This window comes from Streptomyces sp. adm13(2018) (assembly GCF_008042145.1).
In the GTDB taxonomy this organism is placed as follows: domain Bacteria; phylum Actinomycetota; class Actinomycetes; order Streptomycetales; family Streptomycetaceae; genus Streptomyces.
Genome location: NZ_RDBH01000141.1, coordinates 124,411 through 146,086, shown reverse-complemented (window position 1 = coordinate 146,086; position 21,676 = coordinate 124,411). Strand labels below are relative to the sequence as shown.

Here is a 21,676-nt window from a genome sequence, read left to right as displayed (position 1 = left end):
GTCCTGGTCAAGCAGCCGTGCGTCAGACGCGGCGGCGCTTGGGGGGACGGCAGCCGTTGTGCGGCGTGGGGGTGACGTCCTGGATCGAACCGACCTCGAGGCCCGTGGCCTGGAGGGAGCGGATCGCGGTCTCGCGGCCGGAGCCCGGACCCTTGACGAAGACGTCGACCTTGCGCATGCCGTGCTCCTGCGCGCGGCGAGCGGCCGACTCGGCGGCCATCTGCGCGGCGAACGGGGTGGACTTGCGCGAGCCCTTGAAGCCGACGTGGCCGGCGGAGGCCCAGGAGATCACGTTGCCCGAGGGGTCCGTGATCGAGACGATCGTGTTGTTGAACGTGCTCTTGATGTGCGCGTGGCCGTGAGCGACGTTCTTCTTTTCCTTGCGGCGCACCTTCTTGGCAGCGCCCTGACGACCCTTGGGGGGCATCTATAACTCCTACGGGAGGTGGTCGGTCCTACAGCGAAGACCGCTTGGTAAAGCGTCCGCTGAGGACTACTTCTTGCCCGGCTTCTTCTTGCCGGCGATGGCGCGACGCGGGCCCTTGCGGGTACGAGCGTTCGTGCTGGTGCGCTGGCCGCGGACGGGCAGGCCACGACGGTGGCGAAGGCCCTGGTAGCAGCCGATCTCGACCTTGCGGCGGATGTCGGCGGCGATCTCGCGGCGGAGGTCACCCTCGGTCTGGAGGTTGGCGTCCACGTACTCGCGGATCTTGACGAGGTCTTCCTCGGCAAGGTCGCGGACACGGGTGGACGGGTCCACGCCGGTGGAGGCGAGGATCTCCTCGGACCGGGTACGCCCGATGCCGAAGACGTAGGTGAGTGCGACCACCACACGCTTTTCGCGCGGGATGTCAACACCGGAAACGCGTGCCATTCAATGGCTCCTGTGTTCTCGGGGGTCTGCTGCAGAACCGTTCCCGGCTGCCGTATGAGGTACAGGTCGGGTCCCCGGCCCCCGCCGGAGGTGCCGTCAACCGTGCGAACACGGCCCGACGGGCTCTGCGTATGTACGTGTTGCTATGCGTCGCGCGAAGAACTGCGAAATGCAGGTCGGTCGGCGTGCGTCAGCCCTGGCGCTGCTTGTGGCGCAGGTTGTCGCAGATGACCATGACCCGGCCGTGACGGCGGATCACCTTGCACTTGTCGCAGATCTTCTTGACGCTCGGCTTGACCTTCATGGGTGTGAGGTTCTCCGGGTCAGTGCCACCACCCGCGCGCGAAGGCGGGGTGCGGGCAAGATCTACTTGTACCGGTAGACGATCCGGCCACGCGTCAGGTCGTACGGAGAGAGCTCCACGACGACCCGGTCGTCCGGAAGGATACGGATGTAGTGCATCCGCATCTTGCCGGAGATGTGCGCGAGGACCTTGTGACCGTTCTGGAGCTCCACCTTGAACATGGCGTTCGGGAGGGACTCGATCACGGTGCCCTCGATTTCGATGGCACCTTGCTTCTTGGCCACGCTTCGCCTTTCGAATCGGCTACCTTGATCGACTCTCGCCGCCGCATGCGGACACACGGGTACACGAGAGCCGACGCATCAGTCTACGTCAGGCCCCAGGAAAAGACGAATCGGGAAGTCTGCCCACCCGAACTGATCCTTACGCAAGCCACCACGCCGTAGAAAATCCCGTACCCATCCCTGACGCCTCCCTCGCGGGCTCGGCGCCCTGGGGCGCCTCACAAGCTTCGGGAGGCTGCGCCGGCCTCCGACCTGCGAGCCCGACCCGCCCCGCCCCGGCGGAAACGGTCCGCTACGCCAGCGGGTCCGGCGCAGCCGTCACGCCGAGCTCCGCCAGCTTCGCCTTGCCGCCGACCCATCCTCGACGCGACCCTCGCGGRCTCGGCGCCCKGGGGCGCCTCACAGGCTTCGGCCCGCTGCGGCGGACTCCGCCCCCCGGTTCGGTCAAACCGTCCCTACGCCAGCGGGTCCGGCGCAGCCGTCACGCCGAGCTCCGCCAGCTTCGCCTTGCCGCCGTCGACCGCCGTCAGGACCAGCGGGCCCTCCTCGGTCAGGGCGATCGAGTGCTCCCAGTGCGAGGACCAGGTCCCGTCCGTCGTGATGACCGTCCAGTCGTCCTTCAGGACCTCCGTCTGCGGGGTGCCCAGGGAGACCATCGGCTCGATCGCCAGGCACAGGCCGGGGACCAGCTTCGGGCCCTTGCCGCGCTTGCGGGAGACGTAGTTCAGCAGGTGCGGGTCCATGTGCATCTCGGTGCCGATGCCGTGGCCGCCGTAGTCCTCGATGATCCCGTAGCGACCCAGGCTGTGGTCGCCGACGGCGGGCCGCGGCTGGCGCTTGATGTACGTCTCGATCGCCTTCGAGATGTCCACCAGACGGTTGCCGAGCCTCATGGCCGCGATGCCGGCCCACATCGACTCCTCGGTCACCCGGGAGAGCTCGACGAGCTCCGGCGCGTGCCCGGTGCCGACGAAGGCCGTGTAGGCCGCGTCACCGTGCCAGCCGTCCACGATCGCGCCCGCGTCGATGGAGATGATGTCGCCGTCCTTGAGGACGGTCTTGTCGTCGGGGATGCCGTGGACGACGACCTCGTTCACCGAGGTGCAGATCGTCGCGGGGAACCCGCCGTACCCGAGGAAGTTCGACTTCGCCCCGTGGTCGGCGATGACCTTGCGCGCGACCTCGTCCAGGTCCCTCGTCGTGGCGCCCGGCACGGCTGCCTCACGGGTCGCCGCGTGAATGGCGGCGACGACCAGCCCCGCCTCGCGCATCTTCGCGATCTGCTCGGGGGTCTTGATCTGCACCATCGTGGCCGCGGCCTTTCCATCGAGTACGGGGAACAGAACAACGATACGGCCGCGGTGCCCCTCAGGGGCACCGCGGCCGTATCGCACCGAGCGGGGGTGTTACTTCTTGAGCGCGGCCATCGCCTTCGCGGTGACCTCGTCCACCTTGCCGAGCGCCGAGATCGTCACGACCAGGTTCTGCGCCCGGTAGTAGTCGATGATCGGCTCGGTCTGCGTGTGGTAGACCTCCAGGCGCTTGCGCACCGTCTCCTCGGAGTCGTCCGCGCGCTGGTACAGCTCGCCGCCGCAGACGTCGCAGACGCCCTCGGACTTCGGGGCGTTGTACTCCACGTGGAAGACGTGCGCACTGTCGTTGCGGCAGATGCGGCGACCCGCGATCCGCTTCACGACCTCGTCCTCGGGGACCTCCAGGTCCAGCACCGCGTCGAGCTGCATGTCCTCGGCCTTCAGGACCACGTCCAGGGCCTCGGCCTGCGCCACGTTGCGGGGGAACCCGTCCAGCAGGAAGCCGTTGGCGGCGTCCGACTGCTCCATCCGGTCCTTGGCCATCCCGATGGTCACCTCGTCGGGCACGAGGTCGCCGGCGTCCATGAACGCCTTGGCCTTCAGACCGAGCTCCGTGCCCTGGGAGATGTTGGCGCGGAACAGGTCGCCCGTGGAGATGTGCGGGATGTCCAGGTTCTTGGCAAGGAACGCGGCCTGCGTTCCCTTGCCGGCACCGGGCGGTCCGACGAGGACGATTCGCATCAGCGGAGGAACCCTTCGTAATTGCGCTGCTGGAGCTGGCTCTCGATCTGCTTCACGGTCTCCAGCCCCACACCCACGATGATGAGGATGCTCGTCCCGCCGAAGGGGAAGTTGGCATTGGCGCCACCGAAGCCTGCCAACGCCATCGTCGGCACAAGAGCGATCAGACCCAAGTACAGCGAGCCCGGCCAAGTGATCCGGTTGAGCACGTAGCTCAGATACTCGGCAGTAGGTCGACCAGCCCGGATACCCGGGATGAAGCCACCATACTTCTTCATGTTGTCCGCGACTTCCTCGGGGTTGAACGAGATCGCCACGTAGAAGAAGGCGAAGAACACGATCAGGAGGAAGTACGTCGCGATGTAGTAGGGGTGGTCACCCTTGACGAAGTGGGCTTCGATCCAGGTCTTCCACCCTGCGGTGGAGTTCGAGAACTGCGCGATCAAGGCCGGGATGTAGAGCAGCGACGACGCGAAGATGACAGGAATCACACCTGCCTGGTTCACCTTCAGCGGGATGTACGTGGACGTACCGCCGTAGGAGCGCCGGCCGATCATGCGCTTCGCGTACTGCACCGGGATGCGGCGCTGGGCCTGCTCGACGAAGACGACCAGGGCCACCATGACGAAGCCGATGAGGATGACGGTGCCGAACTCGATCCAGCCCTTGGCGAGCTTGCCGCTCTCCTTGATGGCCCAGAGGGCGCCCGGGAAGCCGGCGGCGATCGAGATGAACATCAGGATCGACATGCCGTTGCCGATGCCGCGGTCGGTGATGAGCTCACCGAGCCACATGACGATGCAGGTACCGGCGGTCATCGTGAGGACCATCGTGGCGATCTTGAAGATCGACGGGTCGGGCACGACCTGGTCGGCGACGCGGCAGCCACTGAACAGCGCACCGCTCTTGGCGGTGGCGACGAGACCGGTGCCCTGCAGCACGGCGAGGGCGACCGTCAGGTAGCGGGTGTACTGCGTGATCTTGGCAGTACCCGACTGGCCCTCCTTCTTGAGGGCTTCCAGACGCGGGATCACGACGGTCAGCAGCTGCAGGATGATGCTCGCCGTGATGTACGGCATGATGCCGAGCGCGAAGATGGTGATCTGGAGCAGCGCCCCGCCACTGAACATGTTGACCAGGCCGAAGAGGCTGTTGTTGCCCTCGCTGGCCTGCTTGACACACTGCTGGACGGCCTCGTAGCTGACGCCGGGGACCGGGATGTGGGCCCCGAGGCGGTACAGCACGATGATGGCGAGCGTGAAGAGCAGCTTCTTGCGCAGGTCGGGCGTCTTGAACGCCCGGGCGAACGCGGTAAGCACGGTGCCTCCTGCGACCCCCGCGCTATGCGTCAAGGGTGACGGTCTTGAGGTTCGACGATTGGGTATCGGTCATCAATCCCGTGCGGGCATACCGCACGGAGCCTAGACAGTGCACGCCACCTTACCGGCGACCATGCCCCCCTAGGAACGACCAATCGGGGATGCCCCTTTTGGGAGGCATCCCCGATCGGATGTTCAAGCCATCGAGTCGTCTCAGACGAGCTCGGTGACGGTGCCGCCGGCAGCGGCGATCTTCTCCTTGGCGGAGCCGGAGACGGCGTCGACCGTCACCTGCAGCGCCACGGTGATCTCGCCGGTGCCGAGCACCTTGACGAGCTGGTTCTTGCGAACCGCACCCTTGGCGACCAGATCGGCCACCGTGACCTCGCCACCCTGCGGGTAGAGCGCGGTGAGCTTGTCCAGGTTCACGACCTGGTACTCGGTGCGGAACGGGTTCTTGAAGCCCTTGAGCTTCGGCAGACGCATGTGGAGGGGCATCTGCCCACCCTCGAAGCGCTGCGGAACCTGGTAACGGGCCTTGGTGCCCTTGGTACCACGACCGGCCGTCTTACCCTTCGACGCCTCACCACGACCGACACGGGTCTTCGCGGTCTTGGCACCGGGGGCGGGACGGAGGTTGTGGGCCTTCAGCGGGTTGGTCTCCGCCATGTCAGTCAACCTCCTCGACCGTCACGAGGTGGCGGACGGTGTGCACCATTCCGCGGAACTCGGGGCGGTCCTCCTTGACAACCACGTCGTTGACCTTCTTGAGGCCGAGCGAACGCAGGGTGTCGCGGTGGTTCTGCTTGCTGCCGATGTACGACTTCGTCTGCGTGACCTTGAGGCGAGCCATTACGCACCCGCCCCGGCACGTGCACGGAGCAGAGCCGCGGGAGCGACGTCCTCGAGGGGCAGACCACGGCGAGCCGCGATCTCCTCGGGACGCTGCAGGCCCTTGAGGGCCTCCACGGTCGCGTGCACGATGTTGATCGCGTTGTCGGAGCCGAGCGACTTCGACAGGATGTCGTGCACGCCGGCGCACTCGAGCACGGCGCGCACCGGGCCACCGGCGATCACACCGGTACCGGGGGAAGCCGGCTTGAGCAGGACGACGCCCGCGGCCTTCTCGCCCTGGATCGGGTGAGGGATGGTGCCCTGGATGCGGGGAACCTTGAAGAAGTTCTTCTTGGCTTCCTCGACGCCCTTGGCAATGGCCGCGGGAACTTCCTTGGCCTTGCCGTAACCGACACCTACGGTGCCGTCACCGTCGCCCACCACGACCAGCGCGGTGAAGCTGAAGCGGCGACCACCCTTGACAACCTTGGCGACGCGGTTGATCGCGACAACGCGCTCAACGTACGCGGTCTTCTCGGCGGCAGCGCCACCGTCGCGGCCCTTCCGGTCCCGCCGCTCGCCGCCACCGGCACCGCTTCCGCGGCGCTGGGGTCCAGCCATTGGATTTACCTCTCTCTGTTACGTCCGTTAGTCCCGGAACCGGGGCTTAGAACTTCAGCCCGGCTTCGCGGGCGGCGTCAGCCAGAGCGGCAATGCGCCCGGCGTACCTGTTGCCACCACGGTCGAACACGACAGCCTCGACACCAGCGGCCTTGGCGCGCTCGGCGACGAGAGCGCCGACCTGCTGGGCCTGCGCGGACTTGTCACCCTCGCCACCGCGGATCGACGCGTCCAGGTTCGACGCCGACGCAAGGGTGTGACCCTTGAGGTCGTCGATGACCTGAGCGGTGATACCGCGGTTCGAACGCGTCACGACGAGGCGCGGACGCTCCGCCGTACCCGACACGTTCTTGCGGATGCGGATGTGGCGGCGCGCCTTGGCGGCACGCTTGTAAGCGTCGCCCTTGGCGATCTTCACACCGTATGCCATGGCTTACTTACCAGCCTTTCCGACCTTGCGGCGGATGACCTCGCCGGCGTACTTGACGCCCTTGGCCTTGTACGGGTCGGGCTTCCGCAGCTTGCGGATGTTCGCCGCGACCTCGCCGACCTTCTGCTTGTCGATGCCCTCGACCGAGAACTTGGTCGGCGACTCGACCTTGAACGAGATGCCCTCGGGCGCCTCGACCAGGATCGGGTGGCTGTAGCCGAGCTGGAACTCCAGGTTGGAGCCCTTCGCGGCGACGCGGTAACCGACACCGCTGATCTCGAGCGCCTTCACGTAACCCTGGGTCACACCGGTGATCATGTTGGCCACCAGCGTGCGGGACAGGCCGTGAAGGGCCTTGTTCTGACGCTCGTCGTTCGGACGGTTGACGTTGAGCACGCCATCCTCGCCCTTAACGATCTCGATCGGAGCGGCGACGGTGTGGGTCAGGGTGCCCTTGGAACCCTTGACCGTGACCGTGCGGCCATCGATGGTGACGTCCACGCCGGCGGGAACCTGGATAGGCAGCTTGCCAATACGCGACATTAGCTATTCCTCCGTTCCCGACTACCAGACGTAGGCGAGGACTTCCCCACCTACGCCCTTCTTGCCTGCCTGCTGGCCGGTCAGGAGACCGTGGGACGTGGAGATGATCGCCACGCCCAGGCCGCCGAGGACCTTCGGCAGGTTGGTGGACTTCGCGTAAACCCGGAGACCGGGCTTCGAGATCCGCTTGATGCCCGCGATGGAGCGCTCACGGTTCGGACCGAACTTGAGCTCGAGGACGAGGTTCTTGCCGACCTCGGCGTCCTCGACCTTCCAGCCCGTGATGAAGCCCTCCTGCTGGAGGATTTCCGCGATGTGAGACTTGATCTTGCTGTGCGGCATCGTCACGGAGTCGTGGTATGCCGAGTTCGCGTTACGCAGACGAGTCAGCATGTCCGCGATCGGATCAGTCATGGTCATGAATTGGCCTTCGGCCTCTCTCGCCGGGGTTTCCAGTGCGCCATCCCTCTCCCCACACAGGGGCGGGACGGGTGCGGCGCGGGGACCTACGGCGTAGTAAGTCGTACGGGCGGCGGACGCCCAACCCTCCTAGCCTAAGCCATGGAGGGATGGGCATCCGACAACCCAGTGCTTACCGAGAGACTCCGGTCATCCCAAGTAGGGGATTACCAGGAGCTCTTGGTCACGCCCGGCAGCTCGCCACGGTGAGCCATCTCACGAAGGCACACGCGGCACAGGCCGAACTTGCGGTACACGGAGTGGGGACGACCACAGCGCTGGCAGCGCGTGTAGCCACGCACGCCGAACTTGGGCTTGCGGGCAGCCTTCGCGATGAGAGCCTTCTTCGCCATCTCGCTTACGCCTCCTTGAAGGGGAAGCCGAGGTGACGCAGAAGGGCACGGCCCTCGTCGTCGTTGGTCGCCGTGGTCACCACGGTGATGTCCATACCCCGGACACGGTCGATCTTGTCCTGGTCGATCTCGTGGAACATGACCTGCTCCGTGAGACCGAAGGTGTAGTTGCCACGCCCGTCGAACTGCTTGGGGGACAGACCACGGAAGTCGCGGATGCGCGGAAGCGCGAGCGACAGGGTGCGGTCCAGGAACTCCCACATGCGGTCGCCACGGAGGGTGACGTGCGCACCGATCGGCTGGCCCTCACGCAGCTTGAACTGCGCGATGGACTTGCGGGCCTTGGTGACGGCCGGCTTCTGACCGGTGATGGTGGTCAGGTCACGGACGGCACCGTCCATGAGCTTCGAGTCACGGGCGGCGTCGCCGACACCCATGTTGACCACGATCTTCACGAGGCCGGGAACCTGCATGACGTTCTCGTACGAGAACTCCTCACGCAGCTTGCCCGCGATCTCCTCGCGGTACTTCGTCTTGAGACGCGGAGTGGTGGTAGCCATCAGATGTCCTCACCCGTCCGCTTGGCAACGCGGATCTTGTTGCCCTCGTCGTCGAAGCGGTAACCGACACGCGTGACGACCTTCTTGCCGTCCTTCTCCACGACCAGCTGGACGTTGGAGACGTGGACCGGAGCCTCGGTCGTGACGATGCCACCGGCCTGCGACGGGCCGGCCTTGGTGTGCTTCTTGACCCGGTTGACACCCTCGACGAGGACGCGGTTCTCGCGGGGGAAGGCCGTGATGACCTTGCCCTGCTTGCCCTTGTCCTTACCGGTGATGACCTGGACCAGGTCGCCCTTCTTGATCTTCATGCTTACAGCACCTCCGGCGCGAGCGAGATGATCTTCATGAACTTCTTCTCGCGCAGCTCACGGCCGACCGGGCCGAAGATACGGGTGCCACGAGGGTCGCCGTCGTTCTTGAGAATGACAGCGGCGTTCTCGTCGAAGCGGATGTACGAGCCGTCCTGGCGGCGGCGCTCCTTGACGGTGCGAACGATGACCGCCTTGACGACGTCACCCTTCTTCACGTTGCCACCGGGGATCGCGTCCTTGACGGTGGCGACGATGACGTCACCGATGCCCGCGTAGCGGCGACCCGAGCCACCGAGAACACGGATGCAAAGGATCTCCTTGGCACCAGTGTTGTCGGCGACACGCAGTCGCGACTCCTGCTGGATCACGTCTATCTCCTGATTGTCTGCCGGTTCCCGGCCGGGGCTTCACGAGGAAGCCCCGGCCGAGCCTGGCGGAACGAATTTCGCTTGCGCGAAATACTTACTTGGCCTTCTCGAGGATCTCGATGACGCGCCAGTGCTTCGTGGCGGACAGCTTCCGGGTCTCCATCAGGAGGACGCGGTCGCCGATGCCGGCAGCGTTCTGCTCGTCATGAGCCTTGAGCTTGTTCGTACGGCGGATGACCTTGCCGTACAGCGCGTGCTTGACGCGGTCCTCGACAGCGACGACGACGGTCTTGTCCATCTTGTCGCTGACGACCAGGCCCTCGCGGACCTTGCGAGCGTTGCGCTCGGTCTTCTCAGTCACGTTGCTCTCGCTCATCAGGCGTTCTCCACCGTCTCGATGCCCAGCTCGCGCTCACGCATCAGGGTGTAGATCCGGGCGATGTCCTTACGGACGGACTTGAGCCGACCGTGGTTCTCGAGCTGACCCGTCGCCGCCTGGAAGCGGAGGTTGAACAGCTCTTCCTTGGCCTCGCGGAGCTTGTTGAGAAGCTCCTCGTTGCCCAGCTCGCGCAGCTCGGACGCCTTGGTACCGGCCGACATCACAGCTCACCTGCTTCGCGCTTAACGATCTTGCACTTCATCGGCAGCTTGTGGGCCGCACGGGTCAGGGCCTCGCGCGCGATCTTCTCGTTCGGGTAGGACAGTTCGAACATCACCCGACCCGGCTTGACGTTCGCGATCCACCACTCGGGAGAACCCTTACCGGAACCCATGCGGGTCTCGGCGGGCTTCTTCGTGAGGGGGCGGTCCGGGTAGATGTTGATCCAGACCTTGCCGCCACGCTTGATGTGGCGGGTCATCGCGATACGAGCCGCCTCGATCTGGCGGTTGGTCACGTACGCCGGCGTGAGGGCCTGAATGCCGTACTCGCCGAACGCAACCTGCGTACCACCCTTGCTCATACCCGAGCGCTTGGGGTGGTGCTGCTTGCGGTGCTTGACCCTACGGGGGATCAGCATTTCGGTCAGGCCTCCGTTCCGGTGCTCTCAGCCGGAGCGGCAGCGGCGGCGGGAGCGTCGGCCTTGGGGGCCTCGGCAGCCGGCGCGGACTGCTGCTGCGGCTTGCGGCCGCGGCCGCCACGCTCGCCACCGCGGCCACCACGGCCGGCCGGGCGGTCGCCAGCGCCGGCGCCACGGGCCGGGCGGTTACCCGCACGGGCCGCAGCGTTCTCGGCGCGGACCTCGGCGATGTTCTTGACGTCGCCCTTGTAGATCCAGACCTTCACGCCAATGCGACCGAAGGTCGTCTTGGCCTCGAAGAAGCCGTAGTCCACGTTCGCGCGGAGCGTGTGCAGCGGCACACGACCCTCGCGGTAGAACTCCGAGCGGGACATCTCGGCGCCGCCGAGACGACCGCCGCACTGGATCTTGATGCCCTTGGCGCCGGCCTTCATCGTGCCCTGCATGCTCTTACGCATGGCGCGACGGAAGGAGACGCGGGAGGAGAGCTGCTCGGCAACGGCCTGAGCAACCAGCTGAGCGTCCATCTCGGGGTTCTTGACCTCGAGGATGTTCAGCTGCACCTGCTTGCCCGTGAGCTTCTCGAGGTCACCGCGGATGCGGTCGGCCTCGGCGCCACGGCGGCCGATGACGATGCCGGGACGCGCGGTGTGGATGTCCACCCGCACGCGGTCACGGGTGCGCTCGATCTCAACCTTCGAGATGCCGGCGCGCTCCATGCCGGACGTCATCATCCGACGGATGGCGACGTCTTCCTTGACGTAGTCCTTGTACAGCTTGTCGGCGTACCAGCGGGACTTGAAGTCCGTGGTGATGCCGAGCCGGAACCCATGCGGGTTAACCTTCTGGCCCATTACCGGGTTCCTTCCTTGCTGCTGACGACCACGGTGATGTGGCTGGTCCGCTTACGGATCCGGTAGGCACGGCCCTGAGCACGCGGACGGAACCGCTTCAGGGTCGGGCCCTCATCCACGTACGCCTCGCTGATGACCAGCGAAGAGGCGTCACTGTGGTCGTAGTTGTGCGCGGCGTTGGCAATGGCGCTGTCCAGCACCTTGCCGACCGGCACGCTCGCGGCCTGCGGGGCGAAACGCAGGACCGCCTGAGCCTCCGTGGCATCCATGCCACGGATAAGGTCCACCACGCGGCGGGCCTTCATGGGCGTAACGCGGATGTACCGCGCCTGGGCCCTGGCTTCCATGGTTGTCCTTCCAGTGTCTGTCATGGTCATTCCACCCCGCTACTAGCGGCGCTTCGACTTCCGGTCGTCCTTCACGTGACCCCGGAAGGTGCGCGTCGGCGAGAACTCGCCGAGCTTGTGGCCGACCATCGACTCGGTGACAAACACCGGAATGTGGGTCTTGCCGTTGTGCACCGCGATCGTGTGGCCGAGCATGGCCGGGATGATCATCGAGCGACGGGACCAGGTCTTGATGACGTTCTTGGTACCGGCTTCGTTCTGAGCGTCCACCTTCTTTACGAGGTGGCCGTCAACGAAGGGTCCCTTCTTGAGACTGCGCGGCATCTAAACCCGCTCCTAGCGCTTCTTGTTCGTCTTGCGGCGGCGGACGATGTACTTGCTCGAAGCCTTCTTCGGCGAGCGAGTACGACCCTCCTTCTGACCCCACGGGGAGACCGGGTGGCGACCACCGGAGGTCTTGCCCTCACCACCACCGTGCGGGTGGTCAACCGGGTTCATCGCCACACCGCGGACGGTCGGGCGGACACCGAGCCAGCGCTTGCGGCCGGCCTTGCCCCAGTTGATGTTCGACTGCTCGGCGTTGCCGACCTCGCCGATCGTGGCGCGGCAGCGGGCGTCGACGAGACGGATCTCACCGGACGGCATACGAAGGTGGGCCATCGTGCCCTCCTTCGCCAGCAGCTGCACGGAGGCGCCGGCGGAGCGCGCGAACTTGGCGCCGCCACCGGGACGGAGCTCGATCGCGTGGATCGTGGTACCGACCGGGATGTTGCGGAGCGCCAGGTTGTTGCCGGGCTTGATGTCAGCGCCGGGGCCGTTCTCGACGCGGTCACCCTGCGTCAGACCCTTGGGGGCGATGATGTAGCGCTTCTCGCCGTCCACGTAGTGGAGCAGCGCGATGCGCGCGGTGCGGTTGGGGTCGTACTCGATGTGAGCGACCTTGGCCGGCACGCCGTCCTTGTCGTGACGACGGAAGTCGATCACACGGTAGGCGCGCTTGTGTCCACCACCCTGGTGGCGAACGGTGATCCGACCGGTGTTGTTACGGCCGCCCTTGCTGTGCAGGGGGCGAACCAGCGACTTCTCCGGCGTGGACCGCGTGATCTCGACGAAGTCGGCTACGGAGGAGCCACGACGGCCCGGCGTAGTCGGCTTGTACTTGCGGATTCCCATTTCTCAGTCCTCGTCCGATTCCGGACGATCCAGACCGCCGTTAGGCGGTCGGACCGCCGAAGATGTCGATACGGTTGCCCTCAGCAAGGGTCACGATGGCGCGCTTGGTGTCCTTGCGCTTGCCGAAACCGGCCTTGGTGCGCTTGCGCTTGCCCTGGCGGTTGATCGTGTTGACCCCGGTGACCTTGACCGAGAAGACCGCCTCGACGGCCTGCTTGATCTGGGTCTTGTTGGAGCCAGGCGCGACGATGAACGTGTACTTGTTCTCGTCCAGCAGGGCGTAGCTCTTCTCCGACACGACCGGCTTGACGAGAATGTCGCGCGGGTCCGAGAAGGTCTTGCTGGTGACGACGGCCTCAGTCATCAGGCGTCGCTCCCTTCGGTCTCAGCGGTCTGGGGGCCAGACACGAAGGACTCGAGGGCGGCCTGGGTGAAGACCACGTCGTCGGAGACGATCACGTCATACGTGTTGAGCTGGCCCGGCTCCAGGATGTGCACCTGGGGCAGGTTACGAGCGGACAGCCACGCGGCCTCGTCGGAGCGCTCGGCGACCAGGAGCAGGTTCTTGCGCTCCGAGATCTTGCCGAACAGCGTCTTCGCGGCCTTGGTGGAGATCTCACCCTCGACCACGCCGGAGACGACGTGGATGCGGGAGTGGGTGGCCCGGTCCGACAGGGCACCACGGAGAGCGGCGACCTTCATCTTCTTCGGGGTCCGCTGCGAGTAGTCACGCGGCTGGGGGCCGTGCACGACGCCACCACCGGCGAACTGCGGGGCGCGGGTCGAACCCTGACGGGCGCGGCCGGTGCCCTTCTGGCGGTAAGGCTTCTTGCCACCACCGCGGACTTCGCCACGGGTCTTGGTCTTGTGCGTGCCCTGACGGGCCGCGGCCAGCTGCGCGACGACGACCTGGTGGATCAGCGGAACGCTGACCTTGGCGCCGAAGATCTCCTCGGGGAGCTCGACGGTCCCGGTCTTGTCGCCTGCCGGCGAAAGGATGTCAATGGTGCTCATCGGTTCCTCAAACCCCCTTGGCCGCGGTGCGGACCAGGACGAGGCCACCGTTGGGGCCGGGGACGGCGCCCTTGATGAGCAGCAGACCCTTCTCGGCGTCAACGGCGTGGACGGTCAGGTTCTGGGTGGTCACGCGCTCGTTGCCCATGCGACCAGCCATCTTCATACCCTTGAAGACGCGGCCCGGGGTGGCGCAGCCACCGATGGAACCGGGCTTGCGGTGCACGCGGTGGGCACCGTGCGACGCCTTGCCACCACGGAAGTTGTGGCGCTTCATGACACCGGCGAAGCCCTTGCCCTTGCTCTTGCCGGTGACGTCGACCTTCACGCCGGCCTCGAAGAGCTCGGCGGTGATCTCCTGGCCGAGCGTGTACTCGGAGGCGTCAGCGGTGCGGAGCTCCACCAGGTGGCGGCGCGGGGTGACATCGGCCTTGGCGAAGTGACCCTTGAGGGGCTTGTTCACCTTGCGAGGGTCGATCTCGCCGAAGGCGATCTGGACCGACTCGTAGCCGTCGACGTCGTTCGTACGCACCTGGGTCACGACATTGGGGCCGGCCTTGACGACGGTCACCGGAACGATCCGGTTGTTCTCGTCCCAGACCTGCGTCATGCCGAGCTTCTCGCCCAGGATGCCCTTGATGTTCTTAGCCATCTCGCGCGCCCTCAGAGCTTGATCTCGATGTCGACACCAGCCGGCAGGTCGAGACGCATGAGCGAGTCAACCGTCTTCGGCGTGGGGTCGAGGATGTCGATGAGGCGCTTGTGCGTGCGCATCTCGAAGTGCTCGCGCGAGTCCTTGTACTTGTGCGGCGACTTGATGACGCAGTACACGTTCTTCTCAGTGGGCAGCGGCACCGGGCCCGCGACCGACGCACCAGTGCGGGTCACCGTCTCGACGATCTTCTTCGCCGAGGAGTCGATGACCTCGTGGTCGTAGGCCTTGAGCCGGATGCGGATCTTCTGTCCCGCCATGGCTACTAGTAGTCCTTTGTCTCGTAACGCTCTGGAACCCGATCGGCTTCGCTCAGTGAAGAACGTGGTCGTGTCTCCGACCCACGCGGTCGGGCGTGTCGCACTCCCTCTACGCAGAAATCCCAGAGGATTTCCCAACCAAGGGGGCACGGTCGCCATGACCGCAGGCCGGGGGCAGGACACCCACCGGGCGCCTGGTCGGCACCCCGCTGACGCTTCCCAGAAGATTCCCGTACGTCCGCTCCTGAGAAGGAGCGACGAGTACTGTGGGACTCGCTTCCGGTCCTCCCGACGGGAGGCGCGCAGCATCGGCACTCAACCGAGCAACCCCGACAGTCTGCCATACGGGGGCATCCGGCCGCCAATCGGGATCGAAGACTGTACCCCACGTCACGTCACGCCAAGCGCCGGGGCGCACACGCCCCCCTCGGACGCCCCCGGCGTCTCACCCCAACCGCCGGGCCCGCTCGGTGAGATGGCGGCGTTCCGGAGCGCTGGTCGTGCGCCGCGCCGCCTCCCGATAGGCCTCCGCCGCGGGCCCCCGTTCCCCGAGCAGTTCCAGCAGATGGGCCCGAGTGGCGAGCAGCCGGTGGTGCCGCGCCAGCCTCTTGTCCCGGGCGAGTTCGTCCAGTACGCCGAGCCCGGCCGCGGGCCCCTCCACCATCGCCACGGCGACCGCCCGGTTGAGCGTGACCATCGGGTTCGGGCCGGTGCGCTCCAGGAGTTCGTAGAGCGCGAGGATCTGCGGCCAGTCGGTGTCCCCCGCGGTCGCCGCCTCGTCGTGCACGGCCGCGATCGCCGCCTGCAGCTGGTACGGGCCGATCAGCCCCCGGGGCAGGGTGCGGCTGATCAGCTCGACGCCCTCCGCGACGAGCGCGGCGTCCCACCGTCCCCGGTCCTGCTCCGCGAGCGGCACCAGCTCGCCGTGCGGACCCGTACGGGCGGTCCTGCGGGCGTCGGTGAGCAGCATCAGGGCCAGCAGCCCCGCCGTCTCGGTGTCCCCGGGCAGCAGCCGGTGCAGCAGCCGCGCGAGCCGGATCGCCTCGGTGGACAGCTCGGGCGCGGTCAGCCGCTCGCCGCCGCTCGCCGTGTAGCCCTCGTTGAAGATCAGGTAGAGCACGTGCCGGACCTCGGCGAGCCGGGCCGTCCGGTCCTCCCCCGGCGGCAGCGCCGGCGAGCCGCCCGCCTCCCTGATCGTCTGCTTGGCCCGGCTGATCCTCTGCGCCATCGTCGACTCGGGCACCAGGAAGGCGGCCGCGATCTGCCCGGTGGTGAGACCGCCGACGGCGCGCAGGGTGAGGGCGACCCGGCTGGGCGGGGAGAGCTCCGGGTGACAGCAGAGGAACAGCAGGGACAGCGAGTCGTCCCGGTCCGTGTCGGGCTCTTCGTCGGCGGCGTGCGCGAGGAGTTCCGAGGCGGGCGTGGCGAGGGCCAGGGAGTCCTCGCGGCGGCGGCGCGCGGCCTCGCTGCGCACCTGGTCGACGAGTCGGCGCGCGGCGACGGTGACCAGCCAGCCCCGCGGGTTGTCGGGGACGCCCTCCTCGGGCCACTGGCGGGCGGCCGCGATCAGCGCCTCCTGGACGGCGTCCTCGCAGGTGTCGAAGGTGCCGTACCGCCGTACGAGAACGCCGAGGACCTGCGGCGCGTACGTGCGCAGCAGGTCCTCGACGCCGTCGGTGCCGGTCACACGTCCGCCGCGGACTCGTGCAGGACCGGCCAGAGCTCCACCGGGTCGACGTCCGCGAAGGGCATGTCCGCGGCGATCTCCCGGGCCCGCTCGGGGCTCTCGCAGTCGAGCAGGTAGAAGCTGGCCAGGTACTCCTTGGTCTCCAGGTACGGGCCGTCGGTGACCGCGGGCACGCCGTCCACGCGCCGGACGAGCTGGGCGGCGGCCGCGTCCGCGAGACCGTACGCGCCGATCAGTTCGCCGCTCTCGCGGTACCTCCGGTTGAAGGCCTCCTGGCGGGCGATCGCCTCGGGCCAGGCCTCGGCGGGGAAGGCGTCCCACTTGGCCTGGTTCCCGTAGATCATCGCGACGTACTTCATGGTGGGTCGTCCTCCCCGTCCCGCGCGCCCCGGTGGCGTGCTGTCACCTGTCGGTCGGAACCGGCGCCCGGTCCTCGACATGACCGCCGGCACCTTTCGAAGATCTTTTCCGGTGGCCGCATCCTGCCAGTCACGGACCCGTCCGCACACAACCCCACGCCTCGAACGTTCGTCTTACCGGGGACCGCACTGCCCAGGGGGACGGACCGCCCACGTGACCACAGCACCCCGTCGGCGGACGGTTCTCGCCGCAGCCCTCGCCGTCACCTCGGCCGCCGCAGGGTGTTCCGTACCGGAGCCGCGCAGGACCGCGCCGACCGTCGACCCCGCGCCCGGCAAGCCCATCGCCTCCGCGCGCACCCGGCGGGCGCTGCTCCTGCAGATAGCCGCGCACCCGGACGACGATCTGTACTTCATGAACCCCGACAGCCAGCGCCTCCTCGACGCCGGCGTCCCGCTCGTCTCCGTGTACGTCACCGCCGGCGAGCACACCGGCCGCAACCGGATCAAGGGCATGCCGGACACTCCCCCGGACCGCGCCGCCTACTCCTCGGCCCGCCACCAGGGCCTGCGCCAGTCCTACGCGGCGGCGCTCGGCCTCCCGCTGTTCACGCCCTGGCGGCGCCGGGTGCTCACCCTCCCCGGGGGGCGCCGGGCCGAGATCGACACCCTCGACCGCGGCCGCCGCCGCGTCGAGCTGGTCTTCCTCAACCTGCCGATGCACACGAACCGGCGCTACATGGCCCTGCCGGCCCTCTGGCACGACCGCGCCCTGGAGCTGCGGACCCATCTGTCGGCCGGTTCGCCCGTCACCCGCTCCGACACCTACGACTACGACCAGCTGGTCGGCGTCCTCGTCGGACTGCTCGACCGCTACCGGCCCACCGTCGTGCACACCCTGGACCCCGACCCGGACATCCAGCTCAGCGACGAGGCCACCCGCCGGCGGGACTCCGAGCAGCCGGGGTACGCGGACCACGGCGACCACACGGCCGTCGCGTCCTTCACCTGGGCGGCGCTGAACCGCTGGGTCGCGGACGCGGTGCGGGACGGCGAGCCGATACCCGCGTTCACGGCCACCGCCTTCCGCGGCTACTACAACCGGCACTGGCCCAAGAACCTCCCTCCCCGGCTCCTCGCCGCGAAGGCCGCCCGCCTCGTCCCCTACGGCGGGGACCCCTCCTGGGACTGCGGCAACCCCTCGGGCTGCGGCGACTACGGCGTCGGCGGCGAGCGGCCGCTCACCAACCGCAAGGGCTGGGTCCGCTCCACCCACCACCGCTGGCCCACCGCCGGACCGGCCCTCGCCGAGCAGCCGGACGGCCGGCTCGCCGCCTACGGGGTCCTCGGCCTGCGCGCGGTCCGCTGGCGGGAGACCGCGCCCGGCGTCTGGGGCGAGCCCGCGGACCTCGGCGGCGGTCCCCTGGCCCCGGCCCTCGGCTCGGCGGTGCTCGACGACGGCCGGGTGCTGCTCTTCGGGGTGCGGTTCTCCGCGATCGACGGCCACGGCGGGCGCAACCGCCGCGAGCTCGTGCTCCTGGAACAGCGCTCCCCCGGCGGCCTGTTCCTGGCCTGGCGCGGCCTCGGGAACCCGGAGCGCACGGACGACCGGGGCCGCCGGGTCGGCGCGCCGGTGGCGGTGGCCGCCCCGGACGGCCGGGTCCACCTCTTCGTGCGGAACGCGGACCGGCACGTCTCGACGCGGGTGCGGGCCGCGGACGGCACCTGGGGCTCCTGGCGGACGCTCCCCGGGGCGGCGGAGGTCCAGGACGGACTCGCCGCGTCGGTCGACGGGGCGGGCCGGACCCATCTGTACGCGGCGGGACGGGAGTCCGTGCGGCACTGGGTGGACGGGGCCGAGCGGACGGACCCGCTGCCGCTCTCCGGATCCACCGTCGCGGCGGCCGGCGGCGACCTCTACTACCGGCCTCCGGCGAGCGGCGAACTCCTCGGCCCCGGCGGCGACTCGGGGCTCGACGGCTTCGGGGGCGTGGTCGCCGCGCGGTCCGCGGCGCTGGGAACGGTCCTCCTGGGCACCGGGGAGGACGGCCGGGTCCGGGTACGGACCGGGGACCGGGTGCGGACCCGGGCGAGCGGGGCACCCGGCGTCTCGGCGGCCCTGCACCTGGGCGCGGACGGACCGACCGTGGTGGGCCTCGGCGCGGACGGACACCCGTGGAGCTGGCGACCGTGACCACCGGGATCCGCGCGGACATGCGAGAAGGCCCCGCACCGAAAGGTGCGGGGCCTTCTGCTGCAGCTCGTGGAGCTACCAGGTCAGATCAATGCGATCAGGCAGTGATCTTGACGACCTGGCCGGCGCCGACGGTCCGGCCACCCTCACGGATGGCGAACTTGAGGCCCTCCTCCATGGCGATGGGCTGGATCAGCTCAACGCTCATGGCGGTGTTGTCGCCCGGCATGACCATCTCGGTGCCCTCGGGGAGGGTCACGACGCCGGTCACGTCCGTGGTACGGAAGTAGAACTGCGGGCGGTAGTTGTTGAAGAACGGGGTGTGACGGCCACCCTCGTCCTTCGACAGGATGTAAGCCTGCGCCTCGAAGTTCGTGTGCGGCGTGACCGAACCCGGCTTGATGATGACCTGGCCGCGCTCGACGTCCTCGCGCTTGATGCCACGGAGGAGCAGACCGACGTTCTCACCGGCCTGGCCCTCGTCGAGCAGCTTGCGGAACATCTCGATACCGGTGACCGTGGTGGTGGTCTTCTCGGTCTTGATGCCGATGATGTCGACGGTCTCGTTGACCTTGAGGATACCGCGCTCGATACGACCGGTGACGACGGTGCCACGACCGGTGATCGTGAAGACGTCCTCGATCGGCATCAGGAACGGCTTGTCGACGTCACGCTCGGGCTGCGGGATGGACTCGTCCACCGCGTGCATGAGGCCGAGGAGCTTCTCGCCCCACTCCTTGTCGCCCTCGAGCGCCTTGAGCGCCGAGACACGGACGACCGGAAGGTCGTCGCCCGGGAACTCGTACTCGGAGAGGAGCTCACGGACCTCGAGCTCGACGAGCTCCAGGATCTCCTCGTCGTCCACCATGTCGGCCTTGTTCAGGGCGACGACGATGTACGGAACGCCGACCTGGCGAGCAAGGAGGACGTGCTCCTTGGTCTGCGGCATCGGGCCGTCGGTGGCGGCGACCACGAGGATGGCGCCGTCCATCTGCGCCGCACCCGTGATCATGTTCTTGATGTAGTCGGCGTGACCCGGGCAGTCGACGTGCGCGTAGTGACGCGACTCCGTCTGGTACTCGACGTGCGCGATCGAGATCGTGATACCGCGCTGGCGCTCCTCGGGAGCCTTGTCGATCTGGTCGAAGGCCGAGGCCTCGTTCAGGTCCGGGTACGCGTCGTGCAGCACCTTGGTAATGGCGGCCGTGAGGGTCGTCTTACCGTGGTCAATGTGACCGATGGTGCCGATGTTGACGTGCGGCTTAGTCCGCTCGAACTTTGCCTTCGCCACTGAATCCTCCTGCGGAGTGGTTCTGTACGCCTTGCTCATCGGCGCCAGGTGATCTTTGCTGGGATGCCATCCGCCGGGACCCGGACCCTCGGGTTTCGGGGGCTGAGCCCCGGCGACTGGTGTCAAGCCTAAAGCGTGAACTCGGGAGAGTTACTCGCCCTTGGCCTTCGCGATGATCTCCTCGGCGACGTTCCGCGGAACCTCGGCGTAGGAGTCGAACTGCATCGAGTAGCTTGCGCGACCCGAGGTCTTGCTGCGGAGGTCGCCGACGTAGCCGAACATCTCCGAAAGGGGCACGAGGCCCTTCACGACGCGAGCGCCGCTGCGCTCCTCCATGGCCTGGATCTGGCCACGGCGGGAGTTGATGTCGCCGATGACCTCACCCATGTAGTCCTCGGGCGTGGTGACCTCGACGGACATCATGGGCTCGAGGATGACCGGCGAAGCCTTCCGCGCGGCCTCCTTGAAGGCCTGCGAACCGGCGATCTTGAACGCGAGCTCGGAGGAGTCGACCTCGTGGTAGCCACCGTCGAGAAGGATGACGCGGACGCCAGTCATCTCGTAGCCGGCCAGGATGCCGAACTGCATGGCCTCCTGCGCACCCGCGTCGACCGAAGGGATGTACTCCTTCGGGATGCGGCCACCGGTGACCTTGTTCACGAACTCGTACGAGGCGTCGCCCTCGGTGATCGGCTCGATCGCGATCTGCACCTTGGCGAACTGACCGGTACCACCGGTCTGCTTCTTGTGGGTGTAGTCCACGCGCTCGACGGTCTTGCGGATCGTCTCGCGGTAAGCGACCTGCGGCTTGCCGACGTTCGCCTCGACCTTGAACTCGCGACGCATGCGGTCGACGAGGATGTCGAGGTGAAGCTCGCCCATACCACCGATGATGGTCTGGCCGGTCTCCTCGTCCGAGTGCACCTGGAAGGAGGGGTCCTCCTCCGCGAGACGCTGGATGGCGACACCCAGCTTCTCCTGGTCACCCTTGGACTTGGGCTCGATGGCGACCTGAATGACCGGCGCCGGGAAGTCCATGGACTCCAGCACGACCGGGTTCTTGTCGTCACACAGCGTCTCACCGGTGGTGGTCTGCTTCAGGCCCATGACGGCGACGATGTCGCCGGCGCCCACCGAGTCGATCTCCTCACGCTTGTTCGCGTGCATGCGGTAGATCTTGCCGATGCGCTCCTTCTTGCCCTTGACGGAGTTCAGCACCGCGGTGCCGGCCTCCAGGCGACCGGAGTAGATCCGGACGAAGGTGAGCTTGCCGAGGTGCGGGTCGCTCGCGATCTTGAACGCGAGGGCCGACAGCGGCTCGTCGTCGGACGGCTTGCGCTTGACGACGACCTCGGGGTCCTTGACGTCGTGGCCCTCGATGGCCTCGACGTCCAGGGGCGACGGCAGGTAACGGACGACCGCGTCGAGCAGGGGCTGAACACCCTTGTT

Annotated in this window: 33 protein-coding genes; 1 reads left to right on the top strand and 32 read right to left on the bottom strand. The window is 67.4% G+C overall.

All coding sequences use genetic code 11. The features are described from left to right. Positions 1-22: 22 nt before the first annotated feature. From rpsK to EAO70_RS28535, 30 genes are all read right to left on the bottom strand, one after another. Positions 23-427, bottom strand: a complete 405-nt coding sequence (gene rpsK, locus EAO70_RS28685; protein ID WP_003956432.1) for a 30S ribosomal protein S11 — start codon at positions 425-427, stop codon at positions 23-25. A 66-nt stretch (positions 428-493) separates the two neighbouring features. After that, a complete protein-coding gene (gene rpsM, locus EAO70_RS28680; protein ID WP_148005769.1) occupies positions 494-874 on the bottom strand; it encodes a 30S ribosomal protein S13 in 381 nt (126 codons plus the stop codon). Positions 875-1,064: 190 nt separating this feature from the next. Further along, positions 1,065-1,178, bottom strand: a complete 114-nt coding sequence (gene rpmJ, locus EAO70_RS28675; protein WP_003956441.1) for a 50S ribosomal protein L36 — start codon at positions 1,176-1,178, stop codon at positions 1,065-1,067. A gap of 62 nt (positions 1,179-1,240) precedes the next feature. Beyond that, entirely contained in the window at positions 1,241-1,462 is a 222-nt protein-coding gene (infA, locus tag EAO70_RS28670; protein ID WP_003956442.1) for a translation initiation factor IF-1, read from the bottom strand. A 455-nt stretch (positions 1,463-1,917) separates the two neighbouring features. Further along, positions 1,918-2,769 (bottom strand): type I methionyl aminopeptidase, encoded by an 852-nt coding sequence (gene map, locus EAO70_RS28665; protein ID WP_148005768.1) that lies wholly within the window; start codon positions 2,767-2,769, stop codon positions 1,918-1,920. Between the two features lie 99 nt (positions 2,770-2,868). After that, positions 2,869-3,516: an adenylate kinase gene (locus tag EAO70_RS28660; RefSeq protein ID WP_148005767.1), complete on the bottom strand. Its 648-nt coding sequence runs from the start codon at positions 3,514-3,516 to the stop codon at positions 2,869-2,871. Next, positions 3,516-4,835: a preprotein translocase subunit SecY gene (secY, locus tag EAO70_RS28655; protein ID WP_148005766.1), complete on the bottom strand. Its 1,320-nt coding sequence runs from the start codon at positions 4,833-4,835 to the stop codon at positions 3,516-3,518. Before secY ends, EAO70_RS28660 begins: the two co-directional genes overlap by 1 nt. A 213-nt stretch (positions 4,836-5,048) precedes the next feature. Then, positions 5,049-5,504, bottom strand: coding sequence for a 50S ribosomal protein L15 (rplO, locus tag EAO70_RS28650; RefSeq protein WP_030318646.1), 456 nt, complete (start codon positions 5,502-5,504; stop codon positions 5,049-5,051). Position 5,505: 1 nt separating this feature from the next. Then, positions 5,506-5,688 (bottom strand): 50S ribosomal protein L30, encoded by a 183-nt coding sequence (gene rpmD, locus EAO70_RS28645; RefSeq protein WP_015035589.1) that lies wholly within the window; start codon positions 5,686-5,688, stop codon positions 5,506-5,508. Next, on the bottom strand, positions 5,688-6,290 hold the full coding sequence (gene rpsE, locus EAO70_RS28640) for a 30S ribosomal protein S5 (protein ID WP_015035588.1): 603 nt from the start codon (positions 6,288-6,290) through the stop codon (positions 5,688-5,690). The genes rpmD and rpsE overlap by 1 nt, the downstream gene beginning before the upstream one ends. Before the next feature lie 46 nt (positions 6,291-6,336). Further along, positions 6,337-6,720, bottom strand: a complete 384-nt coding sequence (gene rplR / locus EAO70_RS28635) for a 50S ribosomal protein L18 (RefSeq protein ID WP_148005765.1) — start codon at positions 6,718-6,720, stop codon at positions 6,337-6,339. Positions 6,721-6,723: 3 nt separating this feature from the next. After that, positions 6,724-7,263 (bottom strand): 50S ribosomal protein L6, encoded by a 540-nt coding sequence (gene rplF, locus EAO70_RS28630; RefSeq protein WP_148005764.1) that lies wholly within the window; start codon positions 7,261-7,263, stop codon positions 6,724-6,726. Between the two features lie 21 nt (positions 7,264-7,284). Then, on the bottom strand, positions 7,285-7,683 hold the full coding sequence (gene rpsH / locus EAO70_RS28625) for a 30S ribosomal protein S8 (RefSeq protein ID WP_015035585.1): 399 nt from the start codon (positions 7,681-7,683) through the stop codon (positions 7,285-7,287). A 206-nt stretch (positions 7,684-7,889) separates the two neighbouring features. After that, positions 7,890-8,075: a type Z 30S ribosomal protein S14 gene (locus EAO70_RS28615; RefSeq protein WP_003948630.1), complete on the bottom strand. Its 186-nt coding sequence runs from the start codon at positions 8,073-8,075 to the stop codon at positions 7,890-7,892. A 5-nt stretch (positions 8,076-8,080) separates the two neighbouring features. Beyond that, positions 8,081-8,638, bottom strand: coding sequence for a 50S ribosomal protein L5 (rplE, locus tag EAO70_RS28610; RefSeq protein WP_106975815.1), 558 nt, complete (start codon positions 8,636-8,638; stop codon positions 8,081-8,083). Then, a complete protein-coding gene (gene rplX / locus EAO70_RS28605) occupies positions 8,635-8,946 on the bottom strand; it encodes a 50S ribosomal protein L24 (RefSeq protein ID WP_015035583.1) in 312 nt (103 codons plus the stop codon). The genes rplE and rplX overlap by 4 nt, the downstream gene beginning before the upstream one ends. Before the next feature lie 2 nt (positions 8,947-8,948). Then, positions 8,949-9,317: a 50S ribosomal protein L14 gene (rplN, locus tag EAO70_RS28600; RefSeq protein WP_003956455.1), complete on the bottom strand. Its 369-nt coding sequence runs from the start codon at positions 9,315-9,317 to the stop codon at positions 8,949-8,951. 94 nt (positions 9,318-9,411) lie between these two features. Then, positions 9,412-9,693: a 30S ribosomal protein S17 gene (rpsQ, locus tag EAO70_RS28595; RefSeq protein WP_015035582.1), complete on the bottom strand. Its 282-nt coding sequence runs from the start codon at positions 9,691-9,693 to the stop codon at positions 9,412-9,414. Next, entirely contained in the window at positions 9,693-9,917 is a 225-nt protein-coding gene (rpmC, locus tag EAO70_RS28590; RefSeq protein ID WP_017239580.1) for a 50S ribosomal protein L29, read from the bottom strand. The genes rpsQ and rpmC overlap by 1 nt, the downstream gene beginning before the upstream one ends. After that, positions 9,917-10,336, bottom strand: a complete 420-nt coding sequence (gene rplP / locus EAO70_RS28585; protein WP_015035580.1) for a 50S ribosomal protein L16 — start codon at positions 10,334-10,336, stop codon at positions 9,917-9,919. The genes rpmC and rplP overlap by 1 nt, the downstream gene beginning before the upstream one ends. 5 nt (positions 10,337-10,341) lie before the next feature. Next, positions 10,342-11,190 (bottom strand): 30S ribosomal protein S3, encoded by an 849-nt coding sequence (rpsC, locus tag EAO70_RS28580; protein ID WP_017239578.1) that lies wholly within the window; start codon positions 11,188-11,190, stop codon positions 10,342-10,344. Continuing rightward, on the bottom strand, positions 11,190-11,537 hold the full coding sequence (rplV, locus tag EAO70_RS28575; protein WP_016645177.1) for a 50S ribosomal protein L22: 348 nt from the start codon (positions 11,535-11,537) through the stop codon (positions 11,190-11,192). The genes rpsC and rplV overlap by 1 nt, the downstream gene beginning before the upstream one ends. A 42-nt stretch (positions 11,538-11,579) precedes the next feature. Then, on the bottom strand, positions 11,580-11,861 hold the full coding sequence (gene rpsS, locus EAO70_RS28570) for a 30S ribosomal protein S19 (protein WP_015035577.1): 282 nt from the start codon (positions 11,859-11,861) through the stop codon (positions 11,580-11,582). A 12-nt stretch (positions 11,862-11,873) separates the two neighbouring features. Continuing rightward, on the bottom strand, positions 11,874-12,710 hold the full coding sequence (rplB, locus tag EAO70_RS28565; RefSeq protein ID WP_030318653.1) for a 50S ribosomal protein L2: 837 nt from the start codon (positions 12,708-12,710) through the stop codon (positions 11,874-11,876). A gap of 40 nt (positions 12,711-12,750) precedes the next feature. Further along, a complete protein-coding gene (gene rplW, locus EAO70_RS28560) occupies positions 12,751-13,074 on the bottom strand; it encodes a 50S ribosomal protein L23 (protein ID WP_024755407.1) in 324 nt (107 codons plus the stop codon). After that, a complete protein-coding gene (rplD, locus tag EAO70_RS28555) occupies positions 13,074-13,724 on the bottom strand; it encodes a 50S ribosomal protein L4 (protein ID WP_148005763.1) in 651 nt (216 codons plus the stop codon). Before rplD ends, rplW begins: the two co-directional genes overlap by 1 nt. 7 nt (positions 13,725-13,731) lie before the next feature. Next, positions 13,732-14,376 (bottom strand): 50S ribosomal protein L3, encoded by a 645-nt coding sequence (rplC, locus tag EAO70_RS28550; protein WP_148005762.1) that lies wholly within the window; start codon positions 14,374-14,376, stop codon positions 13,732-13,734. Positions 14,377-14,387: 11 nt separating this feature from the next. Next, positions 14,388-14,696, bottom strand: a complete 309-nt coding sequence (gene rpsJ / locus EAO70_RS28545; protein WP_003948644.1) for a 30S ribosomal protein S10 — start codon at positions 14,694-14,696, stop codon at positions 14,388-14,390. 445 nt (positions 14,697-15,141) lie between these two features. Next, entirely contained in the window at positions 15,142-16,383 is a 1,242-nt protein-coding gene (locus EAO70_RS28540; protein WP_148005761.1) for an RNA polymerase sigma factor, read from the bottom strand. After that, positions 16,380-16,742 carry a YciI family protein gene (locus tag EAO70_RS28535; RefSeq protein ID WP_148005760.1) on the bottom strand — a complete coding sequence of 121 codons (363 nt, stop codon included), beginning with the start codon at positions 16,740-16,742 and terminating at the stop codon, positions 16,380-16,382. The genes EAO70_RS28540 and EAO70_RS28535 overlap by 4 nt, the downstream gene beginning before the upstream one ends. A gap of 214 nt (positions 16,743-16,956) precedes the next feature. On the opposite strand from EAO70_RS28535, the gene EAO70_RS28530 reads away from it, so the two are divergent. Further along, positions 16,957-18,936: a PIG-L family deacetylase gene (locus tag EAO70_RS28530; RefSeq protein ID WP_187284084.1), complete on the top strand. Its 1,980-nt coding sequence runs from the start codon at positions 16,957-16,959 to the stop codon at positions 18,934-18,936. A 97-nt stretch (positions 18,937-19,033) separates the two neighbouring features. Here EAO70_RS28530 and tuf read toward each other — a convergent pair whose 3' ends face one another. Both tuf and fusA read right to left on the bottom strand, forming a co-directional pair. Further along, positions 19,034-20,227 carry an elongation factor Tu gene (gene tuf, locus EAO70_RS28525; RefSeq protein WP_026058274.1) on the bottom strand — a complete coding sequence of 398 codons (1,194 nt, stop codon included), beginning with the start codon at positions 20,225-20,227 and terminating at the stop codon, positions 19,034-19,036. A gap of 150 nt (positions 20,228-20,377) precedes the next feature. Next, a partial coding sequence (gene fusA / locus EAO70_RS28520) for an elongation factor G (RefSeq protein WP_148006563.1) occupies positions 20,378-21,676 on the bottom strand: 1,299 nt, incomplete at its 5' end.

What these genes read in the sequence shown, in the direction of transcription:
- rpsK (WP_003956432.1), bottom strand. Translation starts at nt 427, where the DNA reads ATGCCCCCCAAGGGTCGTCAGGGCGCTGCCAAGAAGGTGCGCCGCAAG.
- rpsM (WP_148005769.1), bottom strand. Translation starts at nt 874, where the DNA reads ATGGCACGCGTTTCCGGTGTTGACATCCCGCGCGAAAAGCGTGTGGTG.
- rpmJ (WP_003956441.1), bottom strand. Translation starts at nt 1,178, where the DNA reads ATGAAGGTCAAGCCGAGCGTCAAGAAGATCTGCGACAAGTGCAAGGTG.
- map (WP_148005768.1), bottom strand. Translation starts at nt 2,769, where the DNA reads ATGGTGCAGATCAAGACCCCCGAGCAGATCGCGAAGATGCGCGAGGCG.
- EAO70_RS28660 (WP_148005767.1), bottom strand. Translation starts at nt 3,516, where the DNA reads ATGCGAATCGTCCTCGTCGGACCGCCCGGTGCCGGCAAGGGAACGCAG.
- rplO (WP_030318646.1), bottom strand. Translation starts at nt 5,504, where the DNA reads ATGGCGGAGACCAACCCGCTGAAGGCCCACAACCTCCGTCCCGCCCCC.
- rpmD (WP_015035589.1), bottom strand. Translation starts at nt 5,688, where the DNA reads ATGGCTCGCCTCAAGGTCACGCAGACGAAGTCGTACATCGGCAGCAAG.
- rpsE (WP_015035588.1), bottom strand. Translation starts at nt 6,290, where the DNA reads ATGGCTGGACCCCAGCGCCGCGGAAGCGGTGCCGGTGGCGGCGAGCGG.
- rplR (WP_148005765.1), bottom strand. Translation starts at nt 6,720, where the DNA reads ATGGCATACGGTGTGAAGATCGCCAAGGGCGACGCTTACAAGCGTGCC.
- rplF (WP_148005764.1), bottom strand. Translation starts at nt 7,263, where the DNA reads ATGTCGCGTATTGGCAAGCTGCCTATCCAGGTTCCCGCCGGCGTGGAC.
- rpsH (WP_015035585.1), bottom strand. Translation starts at nt 7,683, where the DNA reads ATGACCATGACTGATCCGATCGCGGACATGCTGACTCGTCTGCGTAAC.
- EAO70_RS28615 (WP_003948630.1), bottom strand. Translation starts at nt 8,075, where the DNA reads ATGGCGAAGAAGGCTCTCATCGCGAAGGCTGCCCGCAAGCCCAAGTTC.
- rplX (WP_015035583.1), bottom strand. Translation starts at nt 8,946, where the DNA reads ATGAAGATCAAGAAGGGCGACCTGGTCCAGGTCATCACCGGTAAGGAC.
- rpsQ (WP_015035582.1), bottom strand. Translation starts at nt 9,693, where the DNA reads ATGAGCGAGAGCAACGTGACTGAGAAGACCGAGCGCAACGCTCGCAAG.
- rpmC (WP_017239580.1), bottom strand. Translation starts at nt 9,917, where the DNA reads ATGTCGGCCGGTACCAAGGCGTCCGAGCTGCGCGAGCTGGGCAACGAG.
- rplP (WP_015035580.1), bottom strand. Translation starts at nt 10,336, where the DNA reads ATGCTGATCCCCCGTAGGGTCAAGCACCGCAAGCAGCACCACCCCAAG.
- rpsC (WP_017239578.1), bottom strand. Translation starts at nt 11,190, where the DNA reads ATGGGCCAGAAGGTTAACCCGCATGGGTTCCGGCTCGGCATCACCACG.
- rplV (WP_016645177.1), bottom strand. Translation starts at nt 11,537, where the DNA reads ATGGAAGCCAGGGCCCAGGCGCGGTACATCCGCGTTACGCCCATGAAG.
- rpsS (WP_015035577.1), bottom strand. Translation starts at nt 11,861, where the DNA reads ATGCCGCGCAGTCTCAAGAAGGGACCCTTCGTTGACGGCCACCTCGTA.
- rplB (WP_030318653.1), bottom strand. Translation starts at nt 12,710, where the DNA reads ATGGGAATCCGCAAGTACAAGCCGACTACGCCGGGCCGTCGTGGCTCC.
- rplW (WP_024755407.1), bottom strand. Translation starts at nt 13,074, where the DNA reads ATGACTGAGGCCGTCGTCACCAGCAAGACCTTCTCGGACCCGCGCGAC.
- rplD (WP_148005763.1), bottom strand. Translation starts at nt 13,724, where the DNA reads ATGAGCACCATTGACATCCTTTCGCCGGCAGGCGACAAGACCGGGACC.
- rplC (WP_148005762.1), bottom strand. Translation starts at nt 14,376, where the DNA reads ATGGCTAAGAACATCAAGGGCATCCTGGGCGAGAAGCTCGGCATGACG.
- rpsJ (WP_003948644.1), bottom strand. Translation starts at nt 14,696, where the DNA reads ATGGCGGGACAGAAGATCCGCATCCGGCTCAAGGCCTACGACCACGAG.
- EAO70_RS28535 (WP_148005760.1), bottom strand. Translation starts at nt 16,742, where the DNA reads ATGAAGTACGTCGCGATGATCTACGGGAACCAGGCCAAGTGGGACGCC.